Origin of the sequence: uncultured Actinomyces sp. (assembly GCA_900541895.1) — a bacterium.
Taxonomy (GTDB): domain Bacteria; phylum Actinomycetota; class Actinomycetes; order Actinomycetales; family Actinomycetaceae; genus Pauljensenia.
This window is the reverse complement of record UWSI01000005.1, coordinates 46,189-70,800: the sequence shown is the minus strand read 5'-3', so window position 1 is coordinate 70,800 and position 24,612 is coordinate 46,189. Positions and strand designations below refer to the sequence as shown.

Sequence of the window (24,612 nt, the reverse complement as noted above, 5' to 3'; positions counted from 1 at the left end):
GCAAGTGTGCCCATATGTTGAGAGGGTAACTGTGATTCAGAAATGAATAATTACTGCAATTATGCGGAAAAGATGAGTTTTATAGATTCGTTATCGAGCTGTATCCAATCCGCCTTGACACGCCTAATTGTGACGGGTGAAACTCGTTAGTGGGCGTCAACGCAGCACACTTATGCGTTCTCGCAAGCGGTGATGCATGTGCCCATTCTGGGTCTCATCGCATCCTCGCGTCTATCCAGTTCTGGATGTACACAACCTATGTGGAGGAAATACAGCATGAAGACCCTCACCAAATTTGTTGCGGTTGCCGGTGTCGCAACTCTCGCGCTGACCGCGTGCTCATCCGGCCAGAAGGCCTCGTCAGAATCTAGCTCCGACGCAGCATCGAAGGGTGCAAGCTTCAAGGCTTGCGCTGTTTCGGACGCAGGCGGTTGGGACGACAAGTCCTTCAATGAGTCCGCATACAACGGTCTGAAGAGCGCACAGTCCAAGCTCGGTATTCAGATCAACACGGCAGAGTCCTCCTCCTCGGCAGACTTCGTGCCCAACACTGAATCCATGGTTTCAGATGGCTGCAACCTGATCATCGGCGTTGGCTTCAACCTCGAGAAGGCGCTCCACGCCTCTGCAAATGAGAATAAGGATGTTCACTACGCGCTGGTTGACTCCTCTTTCTCGGATGATTCCCACAAGACCGTCACCGTCGAGAACGCACGCCCACTGCTCTTCAACACCGCTGAAGCCGCCTACCTTGCGGGTTATGCCGCCGCAGGCATGACCAAGACCGGCAAGGTTGCTACCTTCGGTGGCGTCCAGATTCCTTCGGTTACCGTCTTCATGGACGGCTTCGCTGATGGTGTCGCAGCCTACAACAAGGCCAAGGGCACCAATGTCCAGGTCCTCGGCTGGGACAAGGCAAGTCAGAACGGCTCCTTCACACAGTCCTTCGATGACCAGGCACTGGGCAAGCAGCAGGCACAGCAGTTCATCGACCAGGGTGCTGACATCATCATGCCCGTTGCCGGCCCCGTGGGCCTGGGTGCAGCAGCAGCTGCGCAGGCTGATGGCAAGACCTACATCATTGGTGTTGACTCCGACTGGTACGAATCTGCCCCCGACTACAAGTCGATCGTTCTGACCTCGGTCATGAAGGAAATTGGTGCTTCGGTTGAGCAGGCCATCACGGACTCCGTGAACGGCAAGTTCGCTGCAACCCCCTACGTGGGCACCCTGGCGAACGGTGGCGTTTCCATCGCTCCCTTCCACGATTTCGACTCCAAGGTTCCCTCGGATCTCAAGGAGGAGCTGACCAAGCTCACCGATCAGATCAAGAAGGGCGAGCTGAAGGTTGAGTCCGCAAACTCCCCGAAGTGACGCGGGAGTTTTAGGCTGGGGCGCGGTGGTTTTCGACCATCGCGCCCCACTTTTTTCGGCTATCCTGAAACGGGAGCTCGATCACGCAGAAGGGGCGCAGTAGAGTGAAATTGGAGCTGAAGGGGATCACCAAACGTTTCGGTCCTCTGGTCGCAAATAACGACATCAACCTGACAATTGAAGAAGGCCACATTCACGCACTTCTTGGCGAAAATGGAGCGGGTAAATCGACGTTGATGAACGTGCTCTACGGCCTTCACCAGCCCGATGAAGGAGAAATCCTCATCGATGGAAAGCCTGTTCACTTCGGCGGACCCGGTGACGCTGTTGCAGCTGGCATTGGTATGGTTCACCAGCACTTCATGCTGATCCCGGTGTTCACTGTTGCAGAATCGATCGCACTGGGTTTTGAACCGACCAAGGCAAGCGGCTTGATTGATCTTGCTCAGGCGCGTAAGACCGTGAAAGAGGTTTCAGCGCGTTTTGGTTTCGATCTTGATCCCGATGCGCTCATTGAAGATCTTTCCGTCGGTGCCCAGCAGCGAGTTGAAATTGTTAAAGCGCTGTCGCGCCAGGCGAAGGTCCTGATTCTTGATGAGCCAACGGCAGTGCTCACGCCTCAAGAAACAGATGAACTCATGGCGATCATGCGTCAGCTTGCCGACGCGGGAACCTCGATTGTCTTCATCACTCACAAGCTTCGCGAAGTTCGAGCCGTTGCAGACGAAATTACCGTGATTCGACGCGGTACCGTTGTCGGCGAAGCCTCTCCGCAAGATTCTGAATCAGAATTGGCGAATAAGATGGTGGGCCGCTCCGTTATGATGCGCGTCCAAAAAACTCCCGCAGCGCCCAGCGGTGGGGGACTTGAATTCAAGGCGGTCTCCATGCTTTCGCCCCAGGGAGTTCCGCTTCTTGATCATGTCTCTTTCGCCGTAGAGCGAGGCGAAATCGTCGCCGTCGCGGGCGTGCAGGGTAATGGCCAGACCGAATTGGCGCAAAGCGTTTTGGGTCTGTGTACCCCAGATTCTGGTGAAATTCTTCTGGAAGGCGAAGATATTTCCCACGCGGGTCCTCGTAAGTCTTTGGACGCCGGTGTTGGCTTCATTCCCGAAGACCGATCGACCGATGGCATTATTTCTACTTTCTCCATCGCCGAGAACCTAATTTTGGACCAGTACAAGGATTCCTCCTTCGCATCGGGCCCAATGCTTAAGCTGGGAGCTATTGCGCAGAACGCGCGCGATAAAGAGCAGGAATTTGATATTCGTTTGACCTCAATCAACGACCCGATTTCCTCGCTTTCGGGTGGAAATCAGCAGAAGGTTGTCGTCGCGCGTGAGATGTCGAAGGATCTTAATCTGCTTGTCGCGAACCAGCCCACCCGCGGTGTGGATGTTGGTTCTATCGAATTCATTCACAAGCGCATTGTTGAGGTGCGCGACCAGAACATTCCCGTCCTTCTGATCTCATCGGAATTGGATGAAGTGATCTCGCTTGCCGACCGTATCGTCGTGATGTACCGAGGCCGCGTGATGGGAATCGTCCCCGCGGACACTTCGCGTGATGTTCTTGGTTTGATGATGGCTGGTGTTCCCTATGACGAGGCCGTCGAGGGCGTGCACGAACACGTTGAGGTTTCGGATTCACACGTGGAGGAGAAGTGATGACCGCGGTAAAGCGTCCTTCGAAGGCACTGATTGTGTGCCGTCATATCCTGGGATCGCGATGGTTCGTTTCCATCCTTGCGGTTCTCATCGCCTTCGCTATCGGTGCCATTCTGATCGCGATGACCGGTGCATCGGTACTCGATGCCTACTACGCGATGTTCCGCGGAGCGATCTTCGACCCATCCGCTCGGAGTTTCCAGCGTCAGATCAAACCCTTGACAGAGTCCCTGTTCTTCTCCATCCCCTTGGTATTGGGGGGATTGGGCCTTGCCTTGGGCTTCCGCGCAGGCCTGTTCAACATCGGTGGCAAAGGCCAGATCATCTTTGGTGCCCTTGCCGCTGTCTGGGTTGGTTTTGCAATGAACCTGCCGCCCGTCGTTCACACTCTTGTTGCTCTTCTTGCCGCGATGGTTGCCGGCGCGCTCTATGCGGGAATTGCCGGTGTACTTAAGGCAAAGACCGGAGCGAACGAAGTCATTGTCACCATCATGCTGAACTCGATTGCGACCTTGGCGCTGGGCTACATCCTCTCGAAGAAATCGTGGCAGGTTCCCGGTTCTAATCAGCCTCAAACCCCGAAGGTCGCGGATTCAGCTGCCTTTACCCGCATCCTGGATGCCCCCTTCAAGATTCACGTTGGTCTTTTTGTCGCACTCCTTGCCGTCATTGTTTTCTGGTGGCTCATTGAGCGCTCGACCCTTGGCTTTGAAATCCGCGCAGTTGGTGCCAATCCCGAGGCCGCACGTACCGCTGGCATTTCAGTCGGAAAGATCACCGCAATTACCATGGTGATCTCCGGCGCTTTCCTGGGACTTGCAGGCGCAAACGAAGCCTTGGGTACTGTTGGCTACGTTTCAAGGGATATCGCTGGTTCTATCGGTTTCGACGCCATCACGGTTGCTCTTCTGGGCCGGAACAAGCCGCTGGGCACTCTGGGTGCGGGTATCCTCTTCGGAGCCTTTAAAGCCGGTGGCTATACCATGCAGGCCAAGGGCGTTCCGATCGATATGATCTTGATCCTCCAGTCAGTGATCGTCTTGCTGATCGCAGCTCCCATGCTGGTCCGCTGGCTCTTCCATCTGCCAAAGGAAACTAAGAAGAGCGTGCGCGTCGAGCTCGCTGAACTGAGCGGTGAGCATTCTGAAGAGGATGGGAAGACCCCGGCCATGGCCTCGGCAGTGAAGGAAGACGCAGCATTCAAGGGTGGCGATGCCGCCATTGATGGTGCCTCCGCCGATACGGAAGGAGAGGCACGATGAGCCAGACACGCGCAATGAATGATGTTCAGCTGAAGCGTTCGTGGAAGATGCCGGTTGTCTACGTTCTGGCAGCCCTTCTGCAGATTCTTTTCGTCGTCAAGGTCAGTGGCGATGTCACTATCAGGCTCAATGACAAGTCCCAGAGCATCAATATTGAGGACATCGTGACCCCCGGTCGTCCTCTCCTTCTGGTACTGACGCTACTTACTCTTGTGGTGACGGCTTGGTCGATCTACTCGGTGTGGGCGCGCCGTCAGAATCCGCGTTGGCTTGACGTCACCATGATGATTGTCGCTGGGATTGCAACGGTCTTCGGCTTCTTGGTCTACGCGGGTTCGGGGTCGGCCGGTGTCGTAACACTGACCTCCACCCTCTACTCCACAGTGGCAATCTCGACGCCTCTGATCTTCGGTTCCCTTTCGGGCGTCGTCTCCGAACGCATTGGCGTTGTCAATATCGCCATTGAAGGTGACCTGCTCTTGGGTGCTTTCGCTGGCGTCATGGCAGCGTCCTTCTTCCAGACCTCGTGGGCAGGTTTGATCGCTGCGCCGATCGCGGGTGCCTTCCTTGGCTGCCTCTTGGCACTCTTCTCGGTCAAGTACGGTGTGGATCAGATCATCGTCGGTGTGGTTTTGAACGTCTTGGCAGCGGGCCTGACAACTTTCTTCTACGGAACGTGGATGACGAAGAAGCCCGAACTGTTCAACACGAACAGATTCTCGCTTTCTGACATCAAGATCCCGATCCTGGGGGAGATCCCGATTCTTGGTCCCGTGCTTTTCAACCACAACATCTTGGTGTACCTGATGTACGCCACGGTGATTTTCTTGGCGGTTTACCTTTACCGCTCACGTTGGGGCCTGCGCCTTCGCGCCTGTGGTGAGCACCCACGCGCTGCAGATACTGTGGGCATCAACGTCAATCGCACGCGAACCCTCAATGCAATCCTCGCTTCTGGTTTTGCTGGATTGGGCGGTGCATTTTTCACCATCGGTTCGGGTCTCTCCTTCACCGACAATATCTCCGCAGGTAACGGCTACATCGCCCTTGCGGCAATGATTTTGGGTAAGTGGCACCCGATCGGTGCGATGGGTGCAGCGCTGATGTTCGGCTTCGCTCAGGCGCTCGCCCGCTTGCTGCCCAACCTTGAGCAGTCCATTCCTTCGGATTTGATTTCGATGATTCCTTACATCGTGACCATCATTGCGGTCGCTGGATTCGTTGGAAAGTCGCGTCCGCCGGCAGCCGAAAACGTTCCTTACACGAAGTGATCGACGGCTAGGTAGATGAAGGACCCAAACATGGATATCAATTGGGAAGAGCTCAAGGATCTTGCAATCTCCGCAATGGAGCAGGCTTACTGCCCCTATAGCGGTTTCCCCGTCGGTGCAGCAGGACTGACAACCGATGGGCACACCTACTCGGGCTGCAATGTGGAAAATGCCGGTTATGGCATCACCCTTTGCGCCGAATGCGGCATGGTGTCGCAGATGGTGCGCTCGGGCGGAGGTCGCCTCGCAGCGGTAGTCGCAGTGAATGGAAACTGCGAACCCGTGGCTCCCTGCGGACGCTGCCGCCAGCTTATTTTTGAGCACGGTGGGAATGACTGCTTGGTTCTGATGCCCGATGGCGTCATGTCCATGAAGCAAGTGCTCCCCGGAGCTTTTGGTCCGCACGACCTGACTGAAGTCGCCTCCGCGCGATTCGTAGAAGACTAATCACTGTGGCGGGCGTATGTGTCATCAAGTGGCATGTACGTCCGCCACACACATAGCCCGACAACAACACCCAGGAAGGACATCATGAAACAGTTTGATGCCGTCGACGTCATCCGCGTGAAGCGCGATGGCGGGAAACTGTCCACTGAAGAAATCCAGTGGACCATTGATGCCTACACGCGCGGGGTCATGAAAGACGAACAAATGGCAGCCCTTGCCATGGCCGTCTTCCTGCGTGGAATGGATCGGGAAGAAATCGTTACCTGGACCCAGGCCATGATCGATTCCGGCGAGCGTATGGATTTTGCGCGTATTTCCCGCGTAACCGCTGATAAGCACTCAACCGGTGGCGTGGGCGATAAGATCACCCTTCCTCTTGCGCCACTGGTTGCGTGTTTTGGTGTTGCCGTTCCGCAGCTTTCAGGCCGAGGCCTTGGGCACACAGGCGGAACCTTGGACAAACTCGAGGCCATCCCCGGCTGGCGTGCCGCGCTGTCCAATGAAGAGATCTACCATCAGTTGGGCGAAGGCTGCGGCGCTGTTATTTGCGCGGCGGGTGCGGGACTTGCCCCCGCAGATAAGAAGCTCTACGCACTGCGCGATATCACGTCAACCGTCGATTGCATTCCGCTGATTGCCTCGTCGATCATGTCGAAGAAGATTGCCGAAGGCACCGATTCGCTGGTCTTGGACGTCAAGGTTGGCAGCGGCGCATTCATGAAGGACATCGACAATGCCCGCGAGCTTGCCCGCACCATGGTTGATCTTGGACGAGATGCCGGTGTGAAGACCCAAGCGCTACTCACCGATATGTCCACCCCGCTGGGACTCAAGGTCGGTAATGCGCTCGAGGTCGAAGAATCCGTTGAGGTTCTGGCCGGCGGCGGTCCCGCAGATGTCGTGGAATTAACCGTTGAGCTTGCCCGAACCATGCTTTCCATGGCCGGTAAGAGCGATGTCGACGTTGAGGCTGCTCTCAAGGACGGTCGTGCGATGGATACCTGGCGCGCAATGATCCGTGAACAGGGCGGAGACCCCGACGCCACGCTGCCGACCTCAACGCTGACCCACACTGTCACTGCCGAGGCCGATGGCTTCGTTTCCGAAATGGATGCACTTAGCGTGGGCGTGGCCTCGTGGAGGTTGGGTGCGGGCCGTGCAGTCAAGGATGATCCGGTACAGGCTGGTGCGGGTATTGAAATCCACGCCAAGCCCGGTGATCAGGTCAAGGCGGGCCAGCCGCTCTTCACCTTGCGCACCGACGACGAATGGCGCATTCCCCGCGCCCTTGAAGCGCTGGACGGGGGAGTGGCGATTAGCGAAACCGCACCCGCTCCTCGTCACATCATTTTGGACCGCGTGGGCTAAGACTTTCGCCAGACCAAGCAAGCGACACCACCACACACGTATTGGAGTAAACAACCATGAAATCGACACCGCATATCAACCCGACCGCCCCCATTGCGCCGACCATCTTGCTGCCCGGAGACCCGCTTCGCGCTCAGTTCATTGCCGAAACCTACCTTGAAGATGCGCAGCAATTTAACGCGGTGCGTAACATGCTGGGCTTTACCGGTACCTACCAGGGCACCCCGGTATCTGTTATGGGCTCGGGTATGGGTATTCCTTCGATCTCGCTGTACGCGTGGGAACTCATCCACGTCTTTGGTTGTACAAAGCTCATCCGTGTGGGTACGTGTGGCGCGCTGCAGCCGGGAATCAACCTTTACGATGTCGTCATCGCTCAGGGAGCGTGCACGAACTCGAACTTCATCGATCAGTACAACATCCCTGGAACCTATGCCCCCATCGGTTCCTACCGCCTGATCGAGGCTGTGCGCGAGAATGCGAAGGAAAAGGGAGTGACCACCCACGTGGGTAACGTCCTCTCGTCGGACACTTTCTACAATGCTGATCCAACCTTTAACGAGCGTTGGCAGAAGATGGGCATCATGGCCATTGAAATGGAAACCGCGGGCCTGTACGCAACTGCCGCCGAGGCCGGGGTTGAGGCTCTGGGTATCTTTACCGTCTCAGACTCGCTGGTGACCGGTGAGGAAACCACTGCACACGAACGTCAGACCGCGTTCACCCAGATGATGGAAATTGCACTTCCTCTGGCGCAGATCTGAGGACCTGGAGAAGGAAAAGTATGAAGAAGTCTGAAGTTGCACACCTGATTGACCACACGATCCTCAAACCCGAGGCAACTCACGCCGATGTCGCGCGGATCGTTGAGGAAGGCGCACGTTTTGGTACCTATTCCGTGTGTGTGTCCCCATCGATGCTCCCGCTTGAGGTTCCCGAAGGACTGAAGGTTGCTTGCGTCGTGGGCTTTCCCTCGGGGGCAGTGAAGCCGAATGTCAAGGCATACGAAGCCAAGCAGGCTATCGCCGATGGTGCCGACGAGATCGATATGGTCATCAACATTGCCCTGGCAAAAGAAGGCAAGTTCGATCAGGTCGAAGACGAAATCCGAGCTGTTCGTGCGCAGATCCCCGCGGGTAAGGTCCTGAAGGTCATCATCGAATCGGCGGCCTTGACCGATGAAGAAATCGTTGCCGTGTGCCGCGCGGCCGTTGCTGCGGGTGCTGATTTCGTCAAGACCTCGACCGGTTTCCACCCCGCGGGAGGGGCCTCGGTCCACGCAGTGAAGCTCATGCGCGAGACCGTCGGCGAGGGCATCGGGGTGAAGGCCTCGGGCGGTATCCGCAATGCAGAGACCGCTGTCGCCATGATCAATGCCGGAGCAAACCGTTTGGGTGTGTCGGCAACCGCAGCAATTCTTGAAGGCCTTGAGGACTGAATATGAACCTTATTGAACGTGCCCAACAGTGGGTTGATCACGATCCGGATCCGACAACCGCAGCCGATCTCGCCTCCGTCGTTGAGGCAGCGCGCGCAGGCGATGAGAGCGCACTTACCGAATTGGGCCGTGCCATGAACGGCCCCCTGCAGTTCGGTACTGCCGGCCTGCGCGGTGAAATTGGCCCGGGTGAATCGCGAATGAATCTCTCGGTTGTCATCCGTGCAACTGCTGGGTTGTGCGCGGTTCTCCTTAAGCACGCAACGCGCGCTCCGCGAGTTGTGATCGGCTGCGATGCCCGCTACGGTTCGGTTGACTTCGCTCACGCAGCTGCGCGCGTGGCCTCGGCAGCAGGATGCGAAGTGCTCTTGCTTCCGCTGATGAACCCCACCCCGCTCACTGCATTTTCAGTGCGTGAGCTGGATGCCGATGCGGGCATCATGGTCACCGCATCGCACAACCCGCCTCGCGACAATGGCTACAAGGTCTACCTGGGTGGAACCGTCGTGACCGGTGCCGGTCAGGGCGTCCAGATCGTTTCTCCCTTCGATGCCGAGATCGCTTCTGCGATTGCTTCGGCTCCTTTCGCTGATCAAATCGCCCAGAATGATGAACTGATTGTCAATGTGGATCCTCGCGAGGACTACATTGCCCGCGCTGCCTCTTTGGCCTCGGGAAGCGCTGAAAGCAAGGCCGACTTGGGGATTACTCTGACGGGAATGCACGGCGTTGGCGCTGCACTCACCAAGAAGGTCCTCGAAGAAGCCGGCTTCACCAATGTCACTCTGGTTGCCGAACAGGCCGATCCGGATCCCGATTTCCCGACCGTTTCCTTCCCGAACCCGGAAGAGCCTGGGGCATTGGACCTGGCAATCGCGCACGCTGCCGCCCACGGATCGGACCTGATCATTGCTGTTGATCCCGATGCTGACCGCTGTGCACTCGCTGTTCCCGACAGCGAATCTGCGACCGGCTGGCGGCAGCTCTCCGGTGATGAGATCGGATCGTTGCTGGGTGAATTCCGTGCTCAGAGCGCACCTTCTGATGCGGTTTTTGCAAACTCCATTGTCTCCTCGCGACTCTTGGGCAAGATTGCTCAGGGACATGGCTTGAAGTACCAGCACACGTTGACGGGCTTTAAGTGGATTGCCCGCGTTCCTGGCCTCTACTTCGGCTACGAGGAAGCAATCGGTTTCTGCCCCGATCCTTCGCGCGTGCGCGATAAGGACGGTATTGCAACATCCGTTGTCGCGGCCTCCCTTTTCGCGCAGCTCAAGACTCAGGGCCGCAGCGCGAAGGACGAATTGGAACGCATGGCGCGCCTATATGGCCTGCACGTGACCGCTCCCTTAACCTTCCGTGTCGATCGACTGGAGCTTATCGCTGAAGGAATGCAGCGCCTGCGCGCCCAGCCGCCGACAACTCTTGTCGGTGCTGAGGTTGAAGGCGTCGTGGACCTGTCGAAGGGGTGGGATGGCCTTCCCGGAACAGACGCACTTATGGTCACCACCACCGCTGGAGACCGTGTGATCGCACGTCCTTCGGGCACTGAACCTAAGCTCAAGTGCTACTTGGAGGTCATTCTTCCCGTCGAGGAAGGTGCTGAGGTGCCTTGGGAGGCCGCTCGCGCTCGCCTAGAAAGTATCAAGGCTGAGTTTGGCGCTGCGATTGGGATCTGAATAAGTTCCGAGACTGCAGCTACAGTGCAGGACCCACAGTAGCTCCGGCGTCAAAGACCTTTGGTGGGTGTCGCCTACGGGCGGTGCCCACCAGTCTTATTCGCTTCCTTGCGACGGTGCTGTCTGGGATTTGCTGTTCCACTAGATCGCTCTATTTCCACTTGTGCGTGGTTGACTCGCGACAAACAAGCGAGGCTGGCAGGATAAAGGTGTGAGCGAAGAACGCACCTTATCAGATACGCAGCCGCAAGATTTTCACGATCATCTGCTTTTGCAAGCCTTCGCGTGGGATCTCCCTGCTGATCAAAGCCTGTGGAGAAGCATTGCTGCCGCAGCGCAAGACCTTGCGGATCTGGGAATTGAAGGTGTCTGGCTTCCGCCCGCCTACAAGGGCTATTTGGGGCGCGAAGATGTCGGCTACGGCGTCTACGACATGTATGACTTGGGTGAGTTCGACCAAAAGGGAAGCGTCGGGACAAAGTACGGGACGAAGGAAGAGTATCTGAGCGCCATCGATGCCCTTCACGCAGCGGGCATCCACGTGATTGCCGATATTGTCTTTAACCACCGCCTGGGTGGGGATGAGACCGAAGAAGTTCGAGCACGAAGGGTTGATCCGGGGAACCGAATGCAGGTGATCTCCGACGAAGAAACAATCCGTGCGTGGACCCGCTTCACTTTCCCAGGCCGGGCAGGAACTTACTCCGATTTCCAATGGGATTGGCAGTGTTTCAACGGTATCGATTGGGACGAAAACACGAAGAGTAACGCTGTCTGGCTTTTTGATGGTAAGGAATGGGACCCGACTGCCGGTGAGGAGCTGGGCAACTACGACTACCTCATGGGCTGCGATGTTGATGTCTCTTCGCCGCAGGTCAATGAGGAATTGGATCGTTGGGGCCGCTGGTACATCGAAACTACGGGCGTCGACGCCCTGCGCTTGGATGCTGTTAAACACATCGGTTCAGATTTCTTTGCACGCTGGCTGCCAAATTTACGTGAAGCGACCGGCAAACTTCTTCCCGCTGTAGGGGAGTATTGGAGCTACGACGTGGGGCAGCTGTGCTCCTACCTTGACCGAGTCCCCGACGTTGCGCTCTTTGACGTCCCATTGCATTTTCACTTCCACGAGGCCTCTATCTCGGATGGAAATTTTGATCTTTCGCAGCTTTTTGCCAATACCCTGGTTGGGACTCGTCCAGAACTGGCCGTCACTTTCGTAGAAAACCACGACACGCAACCGGGACAGTCACTCGAGTCCACCGTTGCGCCCTGGTTCAAGCTCTCTGCTTACGCTTTGATTCTTTTGCGCGACAGCGGGGTTCCCTGCGTTTTCTGGGGAGATCTTTTGGGCAACGGTGACTCTCTACCCGCTGTGAGTGAATTACCCTTCCTCATGCGTGTACGGAAGGCTGCCGCCCAAGGCTCGCAGTTCGATGCATTTGATAATCCCGATGTCGTGGGTTTTTCTCGTCAGGGAATTGAAGGAAACCCCTCGACTGGCTGCGCCGTCATCCTTTCAGACCGCCTTGCCGGCGAGAAGCGCTTATTCCTTGGGAACTGGCGCGCGGGTGAGACCTGGGTGTGCGCTATTGGCGAGCACCCGGCCGTCGTTATCGAAGAAGACGGGTGGGCAACTTTCCCGGTTTCCGACGGTGGCCTTTCCGTTTACCTTCCCGAGGCCGCGCGCCTGTAACGGGGCAGCTGCTACTTGGCCTCGTCCGCGGAAGTCATCAGGATGGGGGAGGGGCGCAGGTTGCGCATACCGTTCCAGACAAGGTTCACGACGTGCGAGGCGACTTCTTCCTTGCTCATTCGACGCTCGTCAAGCCACCACTGGCCCACCTGTGCAATCAGGCCGACAAGCATTTGCGCATAGAGGGGCGCCCACTTGGGATCCATATGCGCATGAGAAAACTGCTCAGCTAAGAGGTGCTCAACCTTAATGGCCACATCTCCAAGCAGTGAAGAGTAAGAGCCGGACGTCGAATTCTGTGGGGCATCACGCACCAGGATTCGGAAACCATCCGTATGAGATTCGATGTAGCTCAACAGGGCGAGTGCTGAATCCTCAAGGATCATTCGCGGGCGCTTATGGGAATCCAGAGCGGCTTCCAATGCGCTCATGAGTGCCTGGACTTCTCGGTCCACAATGACGGCGTAGAGGCCTTCTTTTCCCCCGAAATGCTCATAGATAACGGGTTTTGAGATCTTTGCGTGAGCGGCAATTTCCTCGACACTGGTGCCGTCAAATCCTTTTGAGGCGAAAGTCGCACGTCCCACAGCAACCAGTTGCTCGCGACGCGCAAAAGCGCTCATTCTCATCCGCTTCTCGGCCATGTCTTAACCGTACACTCACACCGTGTCATAGGTTCTAGATGGCATAACACGGTGTGTTTATGGCACAATCTATGTGTCCTTCCGCCTTGGTGTAACGGCAGCACAGAGGTTTTTGGTGCCTTTAGTCTAGGTTCGAATCCTAGGGGCGGAGCTCAAAATGAGCGCGCGTGAAAGGGCGACATGACTACTCCCACTGCAGTGATTGTTCTGGCCGCCGGCGCCGGAACTCGAATGAAGTCTTCCCTTCCCAAGGTTGTTCATCCAGTTGTTGGGCGTTCAATGATTGGTCACGCGCTGCACGCAGCTGCGGGGACTTGCCCCGATCATCTTGTTGCGGTTGTCCGTCACCAGCGTGAACTCGTCGCTGCTGAAATCCTGCGCAATAACCCCGATGTGATCATTGCAGACCAGGATGATATTCCCGGAACCGGTCGTGCGGTGCAATGTGCACTCGACGAACTTTTGCGCCGAGGTCATAGTCTTTCGGGCACGATCTTGGTGACCTACGGCGATGTCCCCATGCTTGATGCAGATACCCTGAATGCTCTTGTTCGTTCTCACGATGAGCGCGGCGCAACAGTCTCAGTGCTGACGACAATTGTCAATGATCCCACCGGATATGGGCGGATCATCCGTGATGATGCCAGCGGTGATGTTTGCCGGATTGTCGAACAAAAAGATGCATCCGAAGCAGAGCGTCAGATCCGTGAAATTAATGCCGGGATCTACGCATTTGATGGTGAATTCCTACGTGATGCGTTGATGCACGTTGGGACCAATAACAATCAGGGTGAGGTTTACCTTACGGATGTCCTTGCTCAGGCATACCAGGCGGACCGCGTAACAAACGGTGTTGTACTTGACGATCAATGGATGGCGCAGGGCTGCAACGACCGGGTCCAGCTTGCTGAATTGGCCGCAGAAATGAACCGTAGGATCTGTGTGGAACATATGCGTGCAGGCGTTTCCATTGTGGATCCCTCAAGCACGTGGATCGAATGTGATGTTCGCATTGATGCGGATACGACGATCTATCCCAATACTGTTCTGCGCGGTCGTACCCAGATCGCCACGGGCTGTGAAATTGGCCCGGGAACAACGCTGACGAATGCGCAGGTCGGGCCGGGGTGCCGAGTACCTGCCGCCTGGGTCAGTAACACACGCCTAGAAGGCGATACGATAGTAACGCCTTTTACTTCGATCGAACGGTGAATAAGGTTACTGCTCGACGAAAAAAGTCCGCATAAACGGGAGGGACATACCGCATGACGGGGCTGGTAACCAGCGGTGAAAAGCGTCTGGTTCTTGTATCGGGTCGAGCACACATTGAACTCGCCCAGCAGGTTGGCGAAGAGTTGGGTTGCGGAGTTTCTCCGACGACCGCGTATGACTTTGCCAGTGGGGAAACCTACGTTCGTTTTAACGAATCAGTACGTGGTGCGGATGTCTTCGTCCTGCAATCGCATACCGGTGAAGTGAATAAGTGGCTGATGGAACAGCTCTTGATGATCGATGCAGCGAAGCGAGCATCGGCCAAGCGCATTACCGCAGTCGCCCCCTATTACCCCTACGCGCGCCAGGATAAGAAACACCTGGGGCGCGAACCTATTTCTGCCCGGCTTATTGCTGATCTGTACAAGACGGCAGGAGCGGATCGCATCATGAGCGTTGACCTGCACGCTTCACAGGAACAGGGCTTCTTCGACGGTCCGGTTGACCACCTCTGGGCAATGCCCGTCCTGGTTGAGTACGTGCGCTCACACGTTGATCTTTCCAATGTCTGCATGGTCTCGCCCGATGCCGGTCGCATTCGTGTCGCAGAGAAATGGTCAGCAAAGTTGGGTGGATGCCCTCTAGCCTTTGTTCACAAGACTCGTGATACCACCCGTCCCAATGTCGCTGTTGCTAACCGTGTCGTTGGTGATGTTGCGGGTAAGCAGTGTGTTCTGGTCGATGACATGATCGATACCGCCGGTACCATTTCCGAAGCCGTTAAGGTTGTGATGAACGCGGGTGCCTCGTCTGTTATCGTTGCTGCAACCCACGGCATTTTGTCCGATCCTGCAGCTCAGCGTCTTTCCGAATGCGGTGCCCAGGAAGTGATCGTTACTGACACCCTGCCCATTGCACCTGAGAAGCGCTTCGATAATCTGACAATCCTGCCGATTGCTCCGCTGCTTGCACGTGCAATCCGCGAGGTTTTCGACGATGGATCGGTCACATCTCTCTTTGATGGGGTCGCCTGAGGCCTCAAAACGCGCTATTCTGGCTAGGTTGCTCCGGCGAGGGCGCGAAAGCGCCGTTATCGACAGGGCTTTCTGTAGGGTTATCCTTCAGATTCCTAGCGCCGGTGCGTGGAATGAACTATTTGAAGGAGGCTCTCATGAGCAACCCCACGCTGGTCGCACAGACCCGTTCTGAATTTGGTAAGGGTGCAGCACGTCGCGCACGTCGCGCAGGCCTGGTTCCCGGTGTCCTTTACGGTCACGGTGGCGAGCCCGTTCACGTTGATCTCCCCGCTCACGAGCTCTTCCTGGCTGTCCGTGGCCAGAAGAACGCTCTGCTTGAGCTGGTCATCGAGGGTAAGAAGCAGCTTGCTCTGGTGAAGGAAGTTCAGCGTCACCCCGTCTCCCGCGATCTGCTCCACGCAGACTTCCTGGCCGTCAAGGCCGGTGAACTGGTTGACGTTGAGGTTCCCGTCTCGATCATCGGTGAGTCCGCAGCCGGCACCCAGCACACTCAGGAAGAGTTCGCACTGCTGGTTAAGGCCCCCGCCACCGCTATCCCCGAGTCCATCGAGGTTGACATCACCGGTGTCGAGGCCGGCACTGCCGTTCGCGTCGCCGATGTGACCTTCCCCAAGGGCGTTGTCTCCGAGCTCGATCCCGAGACCGTCGTTGTCACGGTTTCTGAAGAGGTCGTCGAGGTCGAGGAAGAGGAAGCACCTGCCGAGGCTGCTGCAGAATCTGCTGAGTGATCTCACTTCGCTTAAGGGAGGCTTGCCGTTTGGCAAGCCTCCCTTTTTATTACACTGAGAACTATGAATCGACTTCACGTCATTATTCCCGCCGGGGGAGTGGGCTCTAGGCTGTGGCCACTGTCGCGTAAGGATCGGCCGAAATTTCTGCTTGACCTTCGCATGAGCGGAAAGAGCTTGCTCCAAGAGACCATTAACCGTCTGGCTCCAATTGCCGCTTCTTTCACGATTGTCACGGGGCGTGCACATGAACAAGCCGTTCGTGCTCAGATCCCCCAGGGACTTGATGTCACTGTTCTTGTCGAGCCTCAAGGACGCGATTCGATGCCCGCTATTGGTTTGGCGGCTTATGTTATTCGCCAGCGCTTTGGTGACGAGGCTCCGATTGCTTCCTTCGCGGCCGACCACGCGATTACCCATCCTCAGGTTCTTCTTGAGTGCATAGAACGTGCGCTGGAAGTAGCTCAGAAGGGCTACGTTGTCACGATTGGCCTCAAGCCGCTGACCCCTTCAACGGCCTATGGCTACATCGCCCCGGGAGAAACCTTTGAGAAGGAGTCTCCCGAAAAGGGATCTATCGTGCGTTCTTTCGTTGAGAAACCGGATGAAGAGACCGCGAAGCGTTACTGCGAACAGGGCTACCTGTGGAACGCTGGAATGTTCATCATGACCGCAGGGACTCTTGCTCGTGCACTTACGCGTTTTCACCCCGATATGGATACGCATCTAAGCGCGATTGGAAGCCAATGGGGAAGCGATAGCTTTGCCCAGACGCTCAGCGAAGAATGGCCCGCACTGACGAAGATTGCCATCGATCACGCCATCGCCGAACCGCTTGCCTCTGAGGGGGGAGTGGCTGTTGTTCCTGCAACGGATATGGGCTGGACCGATGTAGGCGATTTTGATGCGCTTGCGCAGATTAGCTCTGAAGGTCAGGCCCTTCGGATTGAGTCGCCTGGTTCATTCGTCCGATCGTTGACCGGCCAAAAGATTGTTGTGGTTGGAGCGCCGAATATGGCTGTCATCGCTACAGAGGACGCAATCTTGGTTGTTGACCGTAATCGCGCGCAGGACGTGAAACACGTGGTTGACCAGTTGACGCAGAGCGGAGAGGAAGAACTCCTTTAGGATGAAGACCATGACTCGACACGCGCGTGCACACCTATGCGCAGCAACAAGCGTTTTTCTGCTTCTCCTTGCTGGCTGCTCCTCAGCCCCTTCCTCACATGCTCAAACTCAACTGTGCGGAATTTCTGACGCAGCTGGGTGGGAGAGCGCGACCTCGCAGACTCCGGCGAAACGGGCAATTTCGCAGGCGGCCTCGGAAATCGGAGGGGAGGCAAAATTTGCCACCGGCGAAGGTGAATTGGACGGCCTTCTCAAGGGCGGATGCACCATTGTTGTCTCCGAAGGCCAGGGAATGACCCAGGCCATCACTCAGGCGGCAAAGAAAAACTCATCAGTTCGCTTTATTACCGTTAATTCTGGTTTTGAATCAGCAAATAAGACTGTTGAGCTCAGTAATGGCAAGGCTGTTGTCTCGCGCGCAACCCAGGGCGCCTATATGGCTGGCTATGCTTCCGCCGGTTTGACGACGACCGGAACCATTGCCGGATTTGGTGGGATTGAAACCAGCGAACGCGAAGCATTGATGGATGCCTTTGCGCAGGGAGTCGACGCCTACAACCTTTCGTATGGGACATCGATCCGCTTTGAAGGATGGGATACCACCCGCATGCGCGGAACCTTCACCGGAAACGATGATCCGGCAAGCATTAAGGACGCAGCGTCCAAGGCGCTTGCTGCGGGTGCAGATATCTTGGTTCCCTTCGCAGACGCTGGGAACCAAGGTGCGCTCCACGCACTTGAGGCAGCTGGAAATAACTCGGCCCAGCGCGTGGTATGGATGGGGGATGATCTTCCCAGCGATCTTCCCCAGGTTATTACAGCGGTCACTACGACCACGAAGGACCATGCGACCGAGGCTATTACTTCCGCACGAGGAAGCGATTTCTCAACGAATGCGGTCATCGATTCTCTTGATAATAACGGCGTGACGCTGGCTCCTTTCGCTGCTCATGAGGCACTCATGACCCCCGAGCTCAAAGACTCCTTGGCGTCGATGCGCCAGCAGCTGCTTACTGGCAGTCTTGTGATCACGACCCAATTTGATCCCCTCTTGATTTCTCCCCATAAGTGAAGGAACCCATGGAACACACACACCAGAATTCCTCCTATCGTCGAGGCCCGGTAATCCTTCGTGGAGGAAAGATCCCCCGCGAAACATCCGATACCGGCCTGCTGCGCCCCCAGTCCTCTGCGGATTGGCTGCACGAGGACCCCTGGAGGGTGCTTCGTATCCAGTCGGAGTTCGTCGAAGGTTTTGGAGCGCTTGCCGAGTTGGGGCCGGCAGTGTCGGTTTTCGGCTCGGCTCGCACCCCTGCCGGAAGCGAAGATTGGGAGCGTGCGCGCGCCATTGGCTCCCTATTGGTTCAGGCGGGCTTTGCCGTGATTACCGGTGGGGGACCGGGAATTATGGAAGCGGCCAATAAGGGCGCGTGGGAAGCGGGAGGAACCTCCGTCGGCTTGGGAATCGAGCTTCCTCACGAGCAGGGAATGAATGAATGGGTCAATGTTGGAATTAATTTCCGTTATTTCTTTGCCCGCAAGACCATGTTCATGAAGTATTCTTCGGGCTTTATCGCTATGCCGGGTGGTTTTGGCACCATGGATGAGCTGTTTGAGGCGGCAACCTTGGTGCAAACCGGTAAGGTACATTCCTTCCCGATCATTTTGGTTGGGCGCGACTATTGGGGTGGATTAGTTCAATGGATTAATTCGACCATGAAGGAATCGGGAATGCTTTCAAGTAATGACCCTCAACTTTTGCACGTGGTCGATAGTCCCGAAGAAGCTGTGGAAATAGTAATTGGACACAAATAATTCAATACCTTACTAAATTACGCCATTCTCGGTAGAATAAATGTGTTTTTAGCGGTATTTAATACCCGGCGTTCAGAAGGGAAACGAACATGGCAGCTATGAAGCCGCGAACCGGAGATGGCCCCCTCGAGGCAGAAAAAGAGGGTCGTGGGATTGTCATGCGTATCCCCAGCGAAGGCGGTGGCCGTCTGGTCATCGAACTCAGCGCTGACGAAGCACAGGAACTGGCTCAGGCCTTAGCTAACGCCCTGTGAGGCACTCAGGGCTTCCTCAAGAGTCAGACTCCCGACATAGAGAGCCTTGCCAACAATCACTCCATCCAGATAACCTTCACGCCTCAAGGTGTGGATATCCTCGACATGACGGATTCCTCCTGAGGCAACCAGAAGCGTAGGTGTTTTCGCCCGTAGATCTCTGAGTAGGTCTACGGGCGGACCCATAAGTGCCCCGTCTCGTTGGCGCTCGGTGACGATGTAGCGCTGCACACCCGCAAGATCTAGAGCGCGGCAGACTTCCCAGAGGTTCCCCGCGTCTCCATCAACGCCTCGTGGACGAATTCGATCGCCCTCTACGTCAATGCAGATGTTGAGGTGCCCGGCAAACTCAGCGATCAAAGTGCGGACCCGATCGATATCAACCAAGGCTTGAGAAGCCAGATTGACGCGATCAGCACCTGCCTGAAGCGCTGCTTCGATATCCTCCCCGCTGCGTACACCACCAGACCACTCGATGCGGCATTCAGAGGTGTGCCTGCCTGGGCCGGATGCTCCAGATCCGTCCAGCTCAGAAATTACCTCAGAAAGCACATCTGAGTTGCTTCCTCGCTCAAAGGCCGCATCAATATCGACCAGATGAATCCAGCGAGCACCCTGAGCGATGAAGGAACGCGCAACCTCGCAGGGATCAGCACTGGCCTGGTCCTCACCTCCGTCAGCTCTACGGTGCGTGAGGGCCCGGCCATTGGCGATATCAAGTGCGGGAAGAATATCCACGACTCAGTTGTTTCCGTGATTGAGGGTCGCTTGGTACATCGGTGCGAAGAACTCGCCCAGCCGCACAAGAGTTTCGTTCAGCGCTTCTCGAGTGCCGTTCTTTTCCTCTTTCGCGATTTGGGCCGCGTGCTCGGCGATGATGCGCACGATCGCTGAACCCGAAATCGCGCCATCTGCTCCCGCTTGGAGTGCAGCACGCACGTGTTCGGGTCGCGAAATTCCAAACCCCAAGAGAACGGGAGCGGCCGCTTCTTCGCGAAGCTTTGCAACCGCCTCGTGCAAGCCCACGGTCGAGGCCTCGTGATCTGCGCCCGTCACGCCCACGCGAGAGACCGCGTAGACGTAGCCGCGTGCAGAGTGCGCGACGTCGCTCAGGGTGCGAGGCGAGGCCGATGGGGGAGCGATGTACACGCTGTCGATGCCCGACTTGAGTGCTGCTTCTCCAAATGGATGCCCCTCGCGGATCGGGAGATCTGGAATGAGTACCGAATCGACTCCCGCCTGCGCGCAGAGCTCATAGAAACGATCAACCCCAATGGAGAAGGGCACATTCGCGTAGACCAGCAGGCCGATGGGGAGATCGGGGTGTGAGTCGCGAATGCGAGAAATGATCCGGAAGCACTCATCGATAGCAGTACCGGCCTGAAGGGCCCGCAGGTGTGCTTCCTGAATAACAACGCCGTCTGCGACCGGATCTGAGAAGGGAATCCCAAGCTCCAGAGCATCTGCGCCATCGGTGATGAGCGCCTCGATGATGGCCTCGCAAGATGAAGGAGTGGGGTCACCCAGCATAACGAAGGGGACGATTGCCCCGCGTTCCTGTGCGGCGCAGCGCTCAAACATTGATGCGTAGCGAGTCATCGTTCCTCCTTAGATGAACCCAGATCATAGGAATGAGTCCTATGGGTTCCAGAACCGGCGCGTTCTTGTGCAACAAGCTCAGCGGCGCGGGCAACGGCTCCGTCCCTAGAGAAGGAGCCTCCCAAGCGCTCGCGGACTTGGTCAAGGTCCTTGTCACCTCGGCCGGATAGACACACAAGCAGTGTGGGGACGTGTCCCTCGCGTGTCTCGAGCCCCTCGGTGTGGCCCGTATCCTTGAGCTCGCGCGCCATCTTGAGGGCGTAAGCCAAGGCGTGAGAGGACTCCATTGCCGGAATAATTCCCTCATGACGTGAGAGGTCGATGAAGGCGTTGACGGCCTCGTCATCGGTAATTCCCACGTAGTGAGCGCGGCCGCTCGCAGCTAAGTAGGCGTGCTGTGGACCGACACCGGGGTAGTCCAAGCCGGCGGAAATTGAATAGGACTCTTCGACTTGTCCCTCGTCAGTGCGCATGAGGTAAGAGCGCGCACCGTGAAGAACGCCGACCTTACCCTCATGAATCGCCGCGCCGTGGTGTCCGGAATTCAGCCCCTCACCCGCAGGTTCAACACCGTAGAGTGCAACAGATGGGTCGTCAATAAAGTCAGCGAACATACCGATTGCATTCGAGCCTCCACCCACGCATGCAATAACCGCGTCGGGGAGTGCACCGGTTTGCGCGAGGATCTGAGCACGGGCTTCGGTTGAAATAATGCGGTGGAATTCGCGAACCATGGTGGGGAAGGGGTGCGGACCGGCCGCGGTTCCCAACAGATAGTGCGAGGTCTTAAAGGTCGCTGTCCAGTCGCGCAGGGCCTCGTTAACGGCGTCCTTGAGGGTCCCACTGCCCGCGGTCACGGGGACAACAGTTGCACCCATGAGCTCCATGCGCTCGACGTTTGGGGCCTGTCGAACAACATCGACCGCGCCCATGTAGATCGTGCATTCCAATCCCAAGAGCGCGCACACCATTGCGGTTGCGGTCCCGTGTTGGCCGGCTCCGGTTTCAGCGATGATGCGCGTCTTACCCATGCGCTTAGCCAGCAGAGCCTGTCCCAGAACCTGATTACCCTTGTGTGCGCCACCGTGGACCAGATCTTCACGCTTGAGGAAGATCCGAGCACCGCCACCGGGAAGGTTGCGCAGCTCTGTGACGGGGGTGGGGCGTCCCAGGAACTGATGGAGCAGAGTGTTGATCTCCTCGATGAAGGTTGGGTCGTCAATTGCCTGGACGAAGGCTTCTTCAAGCTGGTCCAGTGCGGGGATCAGAAGCTCGGGAACGTATTGTCCGCCGAATTGTCCGAAGTAGGGAGAAAGTTTCGTTGGGCGCTCGGGAGTTTCTTCGTCGTTTGTGCCCTCTGTCTTTGCGCCGAGGCGCTCACTGGAGTAGGGCCTCCACGAGGTGTGCAGTGCAACTTCTTCGAGGAAATCATGGCCGGCACTGGGCTGGCCTCCTGTGATCTGCCAAGCTGCCTGCGCGGGATCATCCGATCCCGAGAGCGAGGAGCCAACCAACAGTGCATCAACGTAAGGGGCAAGAGTCAGCACATCATCGCGCGAATGAACGCCAGACTCGCCAACGATCACTGCTCCCTGTGGAGCAAGGGGAGCCAGCTTCTGCGTGCGGGTGATGTCGATCTGAAGCGTGCGCAGATCGCGATTGTTGATGCCAATAATGCGTGCGCCCAAGCGCTGGGCGCGGCGCATATCCTCTTCGCTGTCAACTTCGGTGAGGACGTCCAATCCCAGGCGATGTGCCGCCAAGGAAAGTTCTGTGTAGTCCTCATCGTCCAAAACGGACAGCATCAGTAGGATCGCATCTGCCCCGTGCGAGCGAGCAGCCGTGATCTGAATGGGATCGATGATGAAGTCCTTGCACAAGACAGGCTGGTTAACCTCGTCTCTGACCTCATCGAGATCAGTGAAATTACCGTTAAAACGGTCGGGCTCTGTTAACACACTGATCGCTGCGGCGTAGCGTGAGTAGGCACGAGCCAAGAGACGTGGAGAATATGCCCCCTCGATAATTGTGCCCAAAGTTGGTGAAGCGGACTTGCACTCCATGATGATTGCCGGGCCGCTGGGATGAGGCTGGAAGCCTTCCTTTTCGTCGTAACGACGCGTGCGTAGTGCGTCCTCAAAAGAGCGTGTCGAGCGAGGAAGCGTCAGGGGATCGATGTGTCCGTAGGCCTCGTGCAGTTCGGGAAGACGCGTACGACGCTGAGCGACGATCGAATCAAGGACGGTCCCGGTTTCGCGCAATCGCGTGGAAATGGGAGAGAAAGACGGCTGGTTCACTGATTCTCCTGCTCTTTCAATTCGCGTGCGGTTGAAACGATGGTGTCAAGGTGGGAGGCAACGGCGCCGCTGGAGAGTTGCGACAGTGCCAATTCAGTTCCCTGGTTCAAAGATTCCGCCTTGCCAGCCAGATAGAGCATCGCACCGCTTGTCGCAGCGATGGCCTCTCGTTGGGCTGGCGCACCCTTTCCGGCGAAGATCTCAGAGATCAGACGCAGGTTTTCTTCTGCATCCCCACCGACCAACTCTGAGAGTGGAGCAGGAGTAATTCCCAGCTCCTCAGGGGTCAGGGTAAATGAAGCAATACCCTCTGGGGTGATCTCGCGGACCTCGGTGGGGCCATGGACAGCAAATTCGTCCGTACCGCTACCGTGAACCACCAGTGCATGCTTCAGGCCCAAGGACGCCAAGGCCTTCGCAACGACATCGAGGAGTTCAGGTTTACCAACCCCCAGTACCTGGTAGGACAGCGGTGCAGGGTTCACCAGGGGACCGATGAGATTGAAGATTGTCGGGTTCTTCAAAGCGCCGCGCACGGGTGCAACATAGCGCATCGCCGGGTGGTACTTCTGTGCGAATAAGAAGCAGAAACCGGTGCGTTCCAGGAGCGCCGCTGAAGAGGCGGGGGAGAGGTCTAGGGGGATACCTGCAGCCTCAACAAGGTCTGCGGCTCCCGCCTTCGAGGACACCGCTCGGTTACCATGCTTGGCAACCTTGAGTCCCATGGACGCCGCAACGAAAGCCGAGGCCGTCGAGATATTGATTGTTCCGACACCGTCACCGCCCGTTCCAACGACGTCAATGACGTCTGGGGCCGTTGTCGTGAAGTGTTGTGCTGCTGAGCGGAAAGCTTCCGCAGCACCCGCAATTTCACTGGGCTGTTCACCGCGCGCATGAAGCGCTCCAAGGAAAGCTGCGATTTCAATTTCGCTGAGTTCCCCGCGTGACATCTCCTCGAAAACGGAACGTGCCTGTTCCTGGTCTAATACGTGACCGTTCAATGCGCGGCGCAGAAAGGACTCACTCATGTTCATTCCTTGAATTAGTAGCGGTGGATAGGGTTAGGTCAGTCAGTAGAGCACGCAAAAGAAGCGGCCCAGCCGGGGTTAGGATCGATTCTGGGTGGAATTGCAGACCGATACACGGTGCACTGCGGTGACGCGCAGCCATGACAATCCCATCACGGGTGTGTGCTAAGGAAACCAAAGCATCGGGAAGGCTACGCGTGCCCAGAGAATGGTAACGAGCGACGGAAATATATCCGTGCTCAGCATCGTCACCGGGACGAGGTGCCTCTGCAATTGCGGAGAAAGCAGGATCTTCAATACCGGCCTCGGTAAGCTCAATGCGGTCGGTGCGCCCATGGGTTGCCCCTACGGGGCCGACGATGCCCCCACAGGCCTCGACCATTGCTTGGAAGCCCAGGCAAATCCCCAATGTTGGGATATTCTCGCGGAGGGCCACCTCAAGGATGTCCATCATGTTTCCTGCGCCTCGGGGGTGTCCCGGACCGGGGGAAAGAATCAATAGTGGGCGTTCTCCCGCGGCGCGCTCGGCTTCGGTCGGAACAAGTGCCTTGAGGAGCGTTGCTGTTGGGGTCGTATTGCGGAAGACCTGCACTGCGGCCTCGCGGGCGGTTAAATCCACCAAGTTATAGACGAAAGAATCGCGGTTATCCAGGAAAATCACGCGCATC

Annotated in this window: 23 protein-coding genes and 1 tRNA gene; 18 read left to right on the top strand and 6 right to left on the bottom strand. The window is 56.9% G+C overall.

Features of this window, described 5'->3' with window-relative positions:
- The first annotated feature begins 276 nt into the window (after window positions 1-276).
- The 10 genes from QZR18_RS02815 (at window position 277) to QZR18_RS02770 (ending at window position 12,202) form a co-directional block, all read left to right on the top strand.
- A complete protein-coding gene (locus tag QZR18_RS02815; protein WP_178704604.1) occupies window positions 277-1,374 on the top strand; it encodes a BMP family protein in 1,098 nt (365 codons plus the stop codon).
- Window positions 1,375-1,478: 104 nt separating this feature from the next.
- Window positions 1,479-3,041 carry an ABC transporter ATP-binding protein gene (locus tag QZR18_RS02810; protein ID WP_178704601.1) on the top strand — a complete coding sequence of 521 codons (1,563 nt, stop codon included), beginning with the start codon at window positions 1,479-1,481 and terminating at the stop codon, window positions 3,039-3,041.
- Entirely contained in the window at window positions 3,041-4,303 is a 1,263-nt protein-coding gene (locus QZR18_RS02805; RefSeq protein ID WP_178704598.1) for an ABC transporter permease, read from the top strand. The genes QZR18_RS02810 and QZR18_RS02805 overlap by 1 nt, the downstream gene beginning before the upstream one ends.
- Window positions 4,300-5,574, top strand: a complete 1,275-nt coding sequence (locus tag QZR18_RS02800; RefSeq protein WP_178704595.1) for an ABC transporter permease — start codon at window positions 4,300-4,302, stop codon at window positions 5,572-5,574. The genes QZR18_RS02805 and QZR18_RS02800 overlap by 4 nt, the downstream gene beginning before the upstream one ends.
- 30 nt (window positions 5,575-5,604) lie before the next feature.
- The gene (locus QZR18_RS02795) at window positions 5,605-6,021 is read left to right on the top strand and encodes a cytidine deaminase (protein WP_291459108.1); all 417 of its coding nucleotides are present in this window, start codon (window positions 5,605-5,607) and stop codon (window positions 6,019-6,021) included.
- Window positions 6,022-6,105: 84 nt separating this feature from the next.
- On the top strand, window positions 6,106-7,389 hold the full coding sequence (locus QZR18_RS02790) for a thymidine phosphorylase (RefSeq protein WP_178704589.1): 1,284 nt from the start codon (window positions 6,106-6,108) through the stop codon (window positions 7,387-7,389).
- Between the two features lie 56 nt (window positions 7,390-7,445).
- On the top strand, window positions 7,446-8,153 hold the full coding sequence (deoD, locus tag QZR18_RS02785; protein ID WP_178704586.1) for a purine-nucleoside phosphorylase: 708 nt from the start codon (window positions 7,446-7,448) through the stop codon (window positions 8,151-8,153).
- 20 nt (window positions 8,154-8,173) lie between these two features.
- Window positions 8,174-8,827 carry a deoxyribose-phosphate aldolase gene (gene deoC / locus QZR18_RS02780; protein ID WP_178704583.1) on the top strand — a complete coding sequence of 218 codons (654 nt, stop codon included), beginning with the start codon at window positions 8,174-8,176 and terminating at the stop codon, window positions 8,825-8,827.
- 2 nt (window positions 8,828-8,829) lie between these two features.
- Complete coding sequence (locus tag QZR18_RS02775; RefSeq protein ID WP_178704580.1) at window positions 8,830-10,506, top strand: phospho-sugar mutase; 1,677 nt, start codon at window positions 8,830-8,832, stop codon at window positions 10,504-10,506.
- 211 nt (window positions 10,507-10,717) lie between these two features.
- On the top strand, window positions 10,718-12,202 hold the full coding sequence (locus QZR18_RS02770) for an alpha-amylase (protein WP_178704577.1): 1,485 nt from the start codon (window positions 10,718-10,720) through the stop codon (window positions 12,200-12,202).
- 11 nt (window positions 12,203-12,213) lie between these two features.
- Here QZR18_RS02770 and QZR18_RS02765 read toward each other — a convergent pair whose 3' ends face one another.
- Window positions 12,214-12,846, bottom strand: a complete 633-nt coding sequence (locus tag QZR18_RS02765) for a TetR/AcrR family transcriptional regulator (protein ID WP_178704574.1) — start codon at window positions 12,844-12,846, stop codon at window positions 12,214-12,216.
- A gap of 80 nt (window positions 12,847-12,926) precedes the next feature.
- Here QZR18_RS02765 and QZR18_RS02760 point away from each other — a divergent pair.
- The 8 genes from QZR18_RS02760 (at window position 12,927) to QZR18_RS02725 (ending at window position 19,020) form a co-directional block, all read left to right on the top strand.
- Window positions 12,927-12,997 (top strand) — tRNA-Gln (locus QZR18_RS02760).
- A gap of 29 nt (window positions 12,998-13,026) precedes the next feature.
- Window positions 13,027-14,058, top strand: a complete 1,032-nt coding sequence (locus QZR18_RS02755; protein ID WP_178704571.1) for a bifunctional N-acetylglucosamine-1-phosphate uridyltransferase/glucosamine-1-phosphate acetyltransferase — start codon at window positions 13,027-13,029, stop codon at window positions 14,056-14,058.
- 53 nt (window positions 14,059-14,111) lie between these two features.
- Window positions 14,112-15,092 carry a ribose-phosphate diphosphokinase gene (locus QZR18_RS02750; protein WP_178704568.1) on the top strand — a complete coding sequence of 327 codons (981 nt, stop codon included), beginning with the start codon at window positions 14,112-14,114 and terminating at the stop codon, window positions 15,090-15,092.
- 137 nt (window positions 15,093-15,229) lie between these two features.
- Window positions 15,230-15,823, top strand: coding sequence for a 50S ribosomal protein L25/general stress protein Ctc (locus tag QZR18_RS02745; RefSeq protein WP_295910268.1), 594 nt, complete (start codon window positions 15,230-15,232; stop codon window positions 15,821-15,823).
- A gap of 63 nt (window positions 15,824-15,886) precedes the next feature.
- Window positions 15,887-16,951 (top strand): mannose-1-phosphate guanylyltransferase, encoded by a 1,065-nt coding sequence (locus tag QZR18_RS02740; protein WP_178704562.1) that lies wholly within the window; start codon window positions 15,887-15,889, stop codon window positions 16,949-16,951.
- Window positions 16,952-16,961: 10 nt separating this feature from the next.
- Complete coding sequence (locus QZR18_RS02735; RefSeq protein WP_178704559.1) at window positions 16,962-18,023, top strand: BMP family protein; 1,062 nt, start codon at window positions 16,962-16,964, stop codon at window positions 18,021-18,023.
- An 8-nt stretch (window positions 18,024-18,031) separates the two neighbouring features.
- On the top strand, window positions 18,032-18,766 hold the full coding sequence (locus QZR18_RS02730) for a TIGR00730 family Rossman fold protein (RefSeq protein ID WP_178704557.1): 735 nt from the start codon (window positions 18,032-18,034) through the stop codon (window positions 18,764-18,766).
- Window positions 18,767-18,855: 89 nt separating this feature from the next.
- The gene (locus QZR18_RS02725; protein ID WP_178704554.1) at window positions 18,856-19,020 is read left to right on the top strand and encodes a DUF3117 domain-containing protein; all 165 of its coding nucleotides are present in this window, start codon (window positions 18,856-18,858) and stop codon (window positions 19,018-19,020) included.
- Here QZR18_RS02725 and QZR18_RS02720 read toward each other — a convergent pair.
- From QZR18_RS02720 to QZR18_RS02700, 5 genes are read right to left on the bottom strand one after another with little or no spacing between them, the layout of a single operon-like run.
- On the bottom strand, window positions 19,003-19,758 hold the full coding sequence (locus QZR18_RS02720) for a HisA/HisF-related TIM barrel protein (protein ID WP_178704551.1): 756 nt from the start codon (window positions 19,756-19,758) through the stop codon (window positions 19,003-19,005). The genes QZR18_RS02725 and QZR18_RS02720 overlap by 18 nt on opposite strands.
- A 3-nt stretch (window positions 19,759-19,761) precedes the next feature.
- Window positions 19,762-20,619 (bottom strand): tryptophan synthase subunit alpha, encoded by an 858-nt coding sequence (trpA, locus tag QZR18_RS02715; protein WP_178704548.1) that lies wholly within the window; start codon window positions 20,617-20,619, stop codon window positions 19,762-19,764.
- The gene (gene trpB, locus QZR18_RS02710; RefSeq protein WP_178704545.1) at window positions 20,616-22,916 is read right to left on the bottom strand and encodes a tryptophan synthase subunit beta; all 2,301 of its coding nucleotides are present in this window, start codon (window positions 22,914-22,916) and stop codon (window positions 20,616-20,618) included. The genes trpA and trpB overlap by 4 nt, the downstream gene beginning before the upstream one ends.
- Complete coding sequence (gene trpD, locus QZR18_RS02705; RefSeq protein ID WP_178704542.1) at window positions 22,913-23,944, bottom strand: anthranilate phosphoribosyltransferase; 1,032 nt, start codon at window positions 23,942-23,944, stop codon at window positions 22,913-22,915. The genes trpB and trpD overlap by 4 nt, the downstream gene beginning before the upstream one ends.
- Window positions 23,937-24,611 (bottom strand): aminodeoxychorismate/anthranilate synthase component II, encoded by a 675-nt coding sequence (locus tag QZR18_RS02700; RefSeq protein ID WP_178704610.1) that lies wholly within the window; start codon window positions 24,609-24,611, stop codon window positions 23,937-23,939. The genes trpD and QZR18_RS02700 overlap by 8 nt, the downstream gene beginning before the upstream one ends.
- Window position 24,612: the final 1 nt, after the last annotated feature.

Bases quoted from the DNA above. Each gene is read 5' to 3' on its own strand.
- QZR18_RS02730 (WP_178704557.1), top strand. From the start codon at position 18,032: ATGGAACACACACACCAGAATTCCTCCTATCGTCGAGGCCCGGTAATC.
- QZR18_RS02735 (WP_178704559.1), top strand. From the start codon at position 16,962: ATGACTCGACACGCGCGTGCACACCTATGCGCAGCAACAAGCGTTTTT.
- QZR18_RS02725 (WP_178704554.1), top strand. From the start codon at position 18,856: ATGGCAGCTATGAAGCCGCGAACCGGAGATGGCCCCCTCGAGGCAGAA.
- QZR18_RS02775 (WP_178704580.1), top strand. From the start codon at position 8,830: ATGAACCTTATTGAACGTGCCCAACAGTGGGTTGATCACGATCCGGAT.
- QZR18_RS02800 (WP_178704595.1), top strand. From the start codon at position 4,300: ATGAGCCAGACACGCGCAATGAATGATGTTCAGCTGAAGCGTTCGTGG.
- trpA (WP_178704548.1), bottom strand. From the start codon at position 20,619: ATGACTCGCTACGCATCAATGTTTGAGCGCTGCGCCGCACAGGAACGC.
- deoD (WP_178704586.1), top strand. From the start codon at position 7,446: ATGAAATCGACACCGCATATCAACCCGACCGCCCCCATTGCGCCGACC.
- QZR18_RS02790 (WP_178704589.1), top strand. From the start codon at position 6,106: ATGAAACAGTTTGATGCCGTCGACGTCATCCGCGTGAAGCGCGATGGC.
- QZR18_RS02765 (WP_178704574.1), bottom strand. From the start codon at position 12,846: ATGGCCGAGAAGCGGATGAGAATGAGCGCTTTTGCGCGTCGCGAGCAA.
- QZR18_RS02815 (WP_178704604.1), top strand. From the start codon at position 277: ATGAAGACCCTCACCAAATTTGTTGCGGTTGCCGGTGTCGCAACTCTC.
- QZR18_RS02745 (WP_295910268.1), top strand. From the start codon at position 15,230: ATGAGCAACCCCACGCTGGTCGCACAGACCCGTTCTGAATTTGGTAAG.
- deoC (WP_178704583.1), top strand. From the start codon at position 8,174: ATGAAGAAGTCTGAAGTTGCACACCTGATTGACCACACGATCCTCAAA.
- QZR18_RS02795 (WP_291459108.1), top strand. From the start codon at position 5,605: ATGGATATCAATTGGGAAGAGCTCAAGGATCTTGCAATCTCCGCAATG.
- QZR18_RS02700 (WP_178704610.1), bottom strand. From the start codon at position 24,611: ATGCGCGTGATTTTCCTGGATAACCGCGATTCTTTCGTCTATAACTTG.
- QZR18_RS02805 (WP_178704598.1), top strand. From the start codon at position 3,041: ATGACCGCGGTAAAGCGTCCTTCGAAGGCACTGATTGTGTGCCGTCAT.
- QZR18_RS02740 (WP_178704562.1), top strand. From the start codon at position 15,887: ATGAATCGACTTCACGTCATTATTCCCGCCGGGGGAGTGGGCTCTAGG.
- QZR18_RS02750 (WP_178704568.1), top strand. From the start codon at position 14,112: ATGACGGGGCTGGTAACCAGCGGTGAAAAGCGTCTGGTTCTTGTATCG.
- QZR18_RS02755 (WP_178704571.1), top strand. From the start codon at position 13,027: ATGACTACTCCCACTGCAGTGATTGTTCTGGCCGCCGGCGCCGGAACT.
- trpD (WP_178704542.1), bottom strand. From the start codon at position 23,944: ATGAGTGAGTCCTTTCTGCGCCGCGCATTGAACGGTCACGTATTAGAC.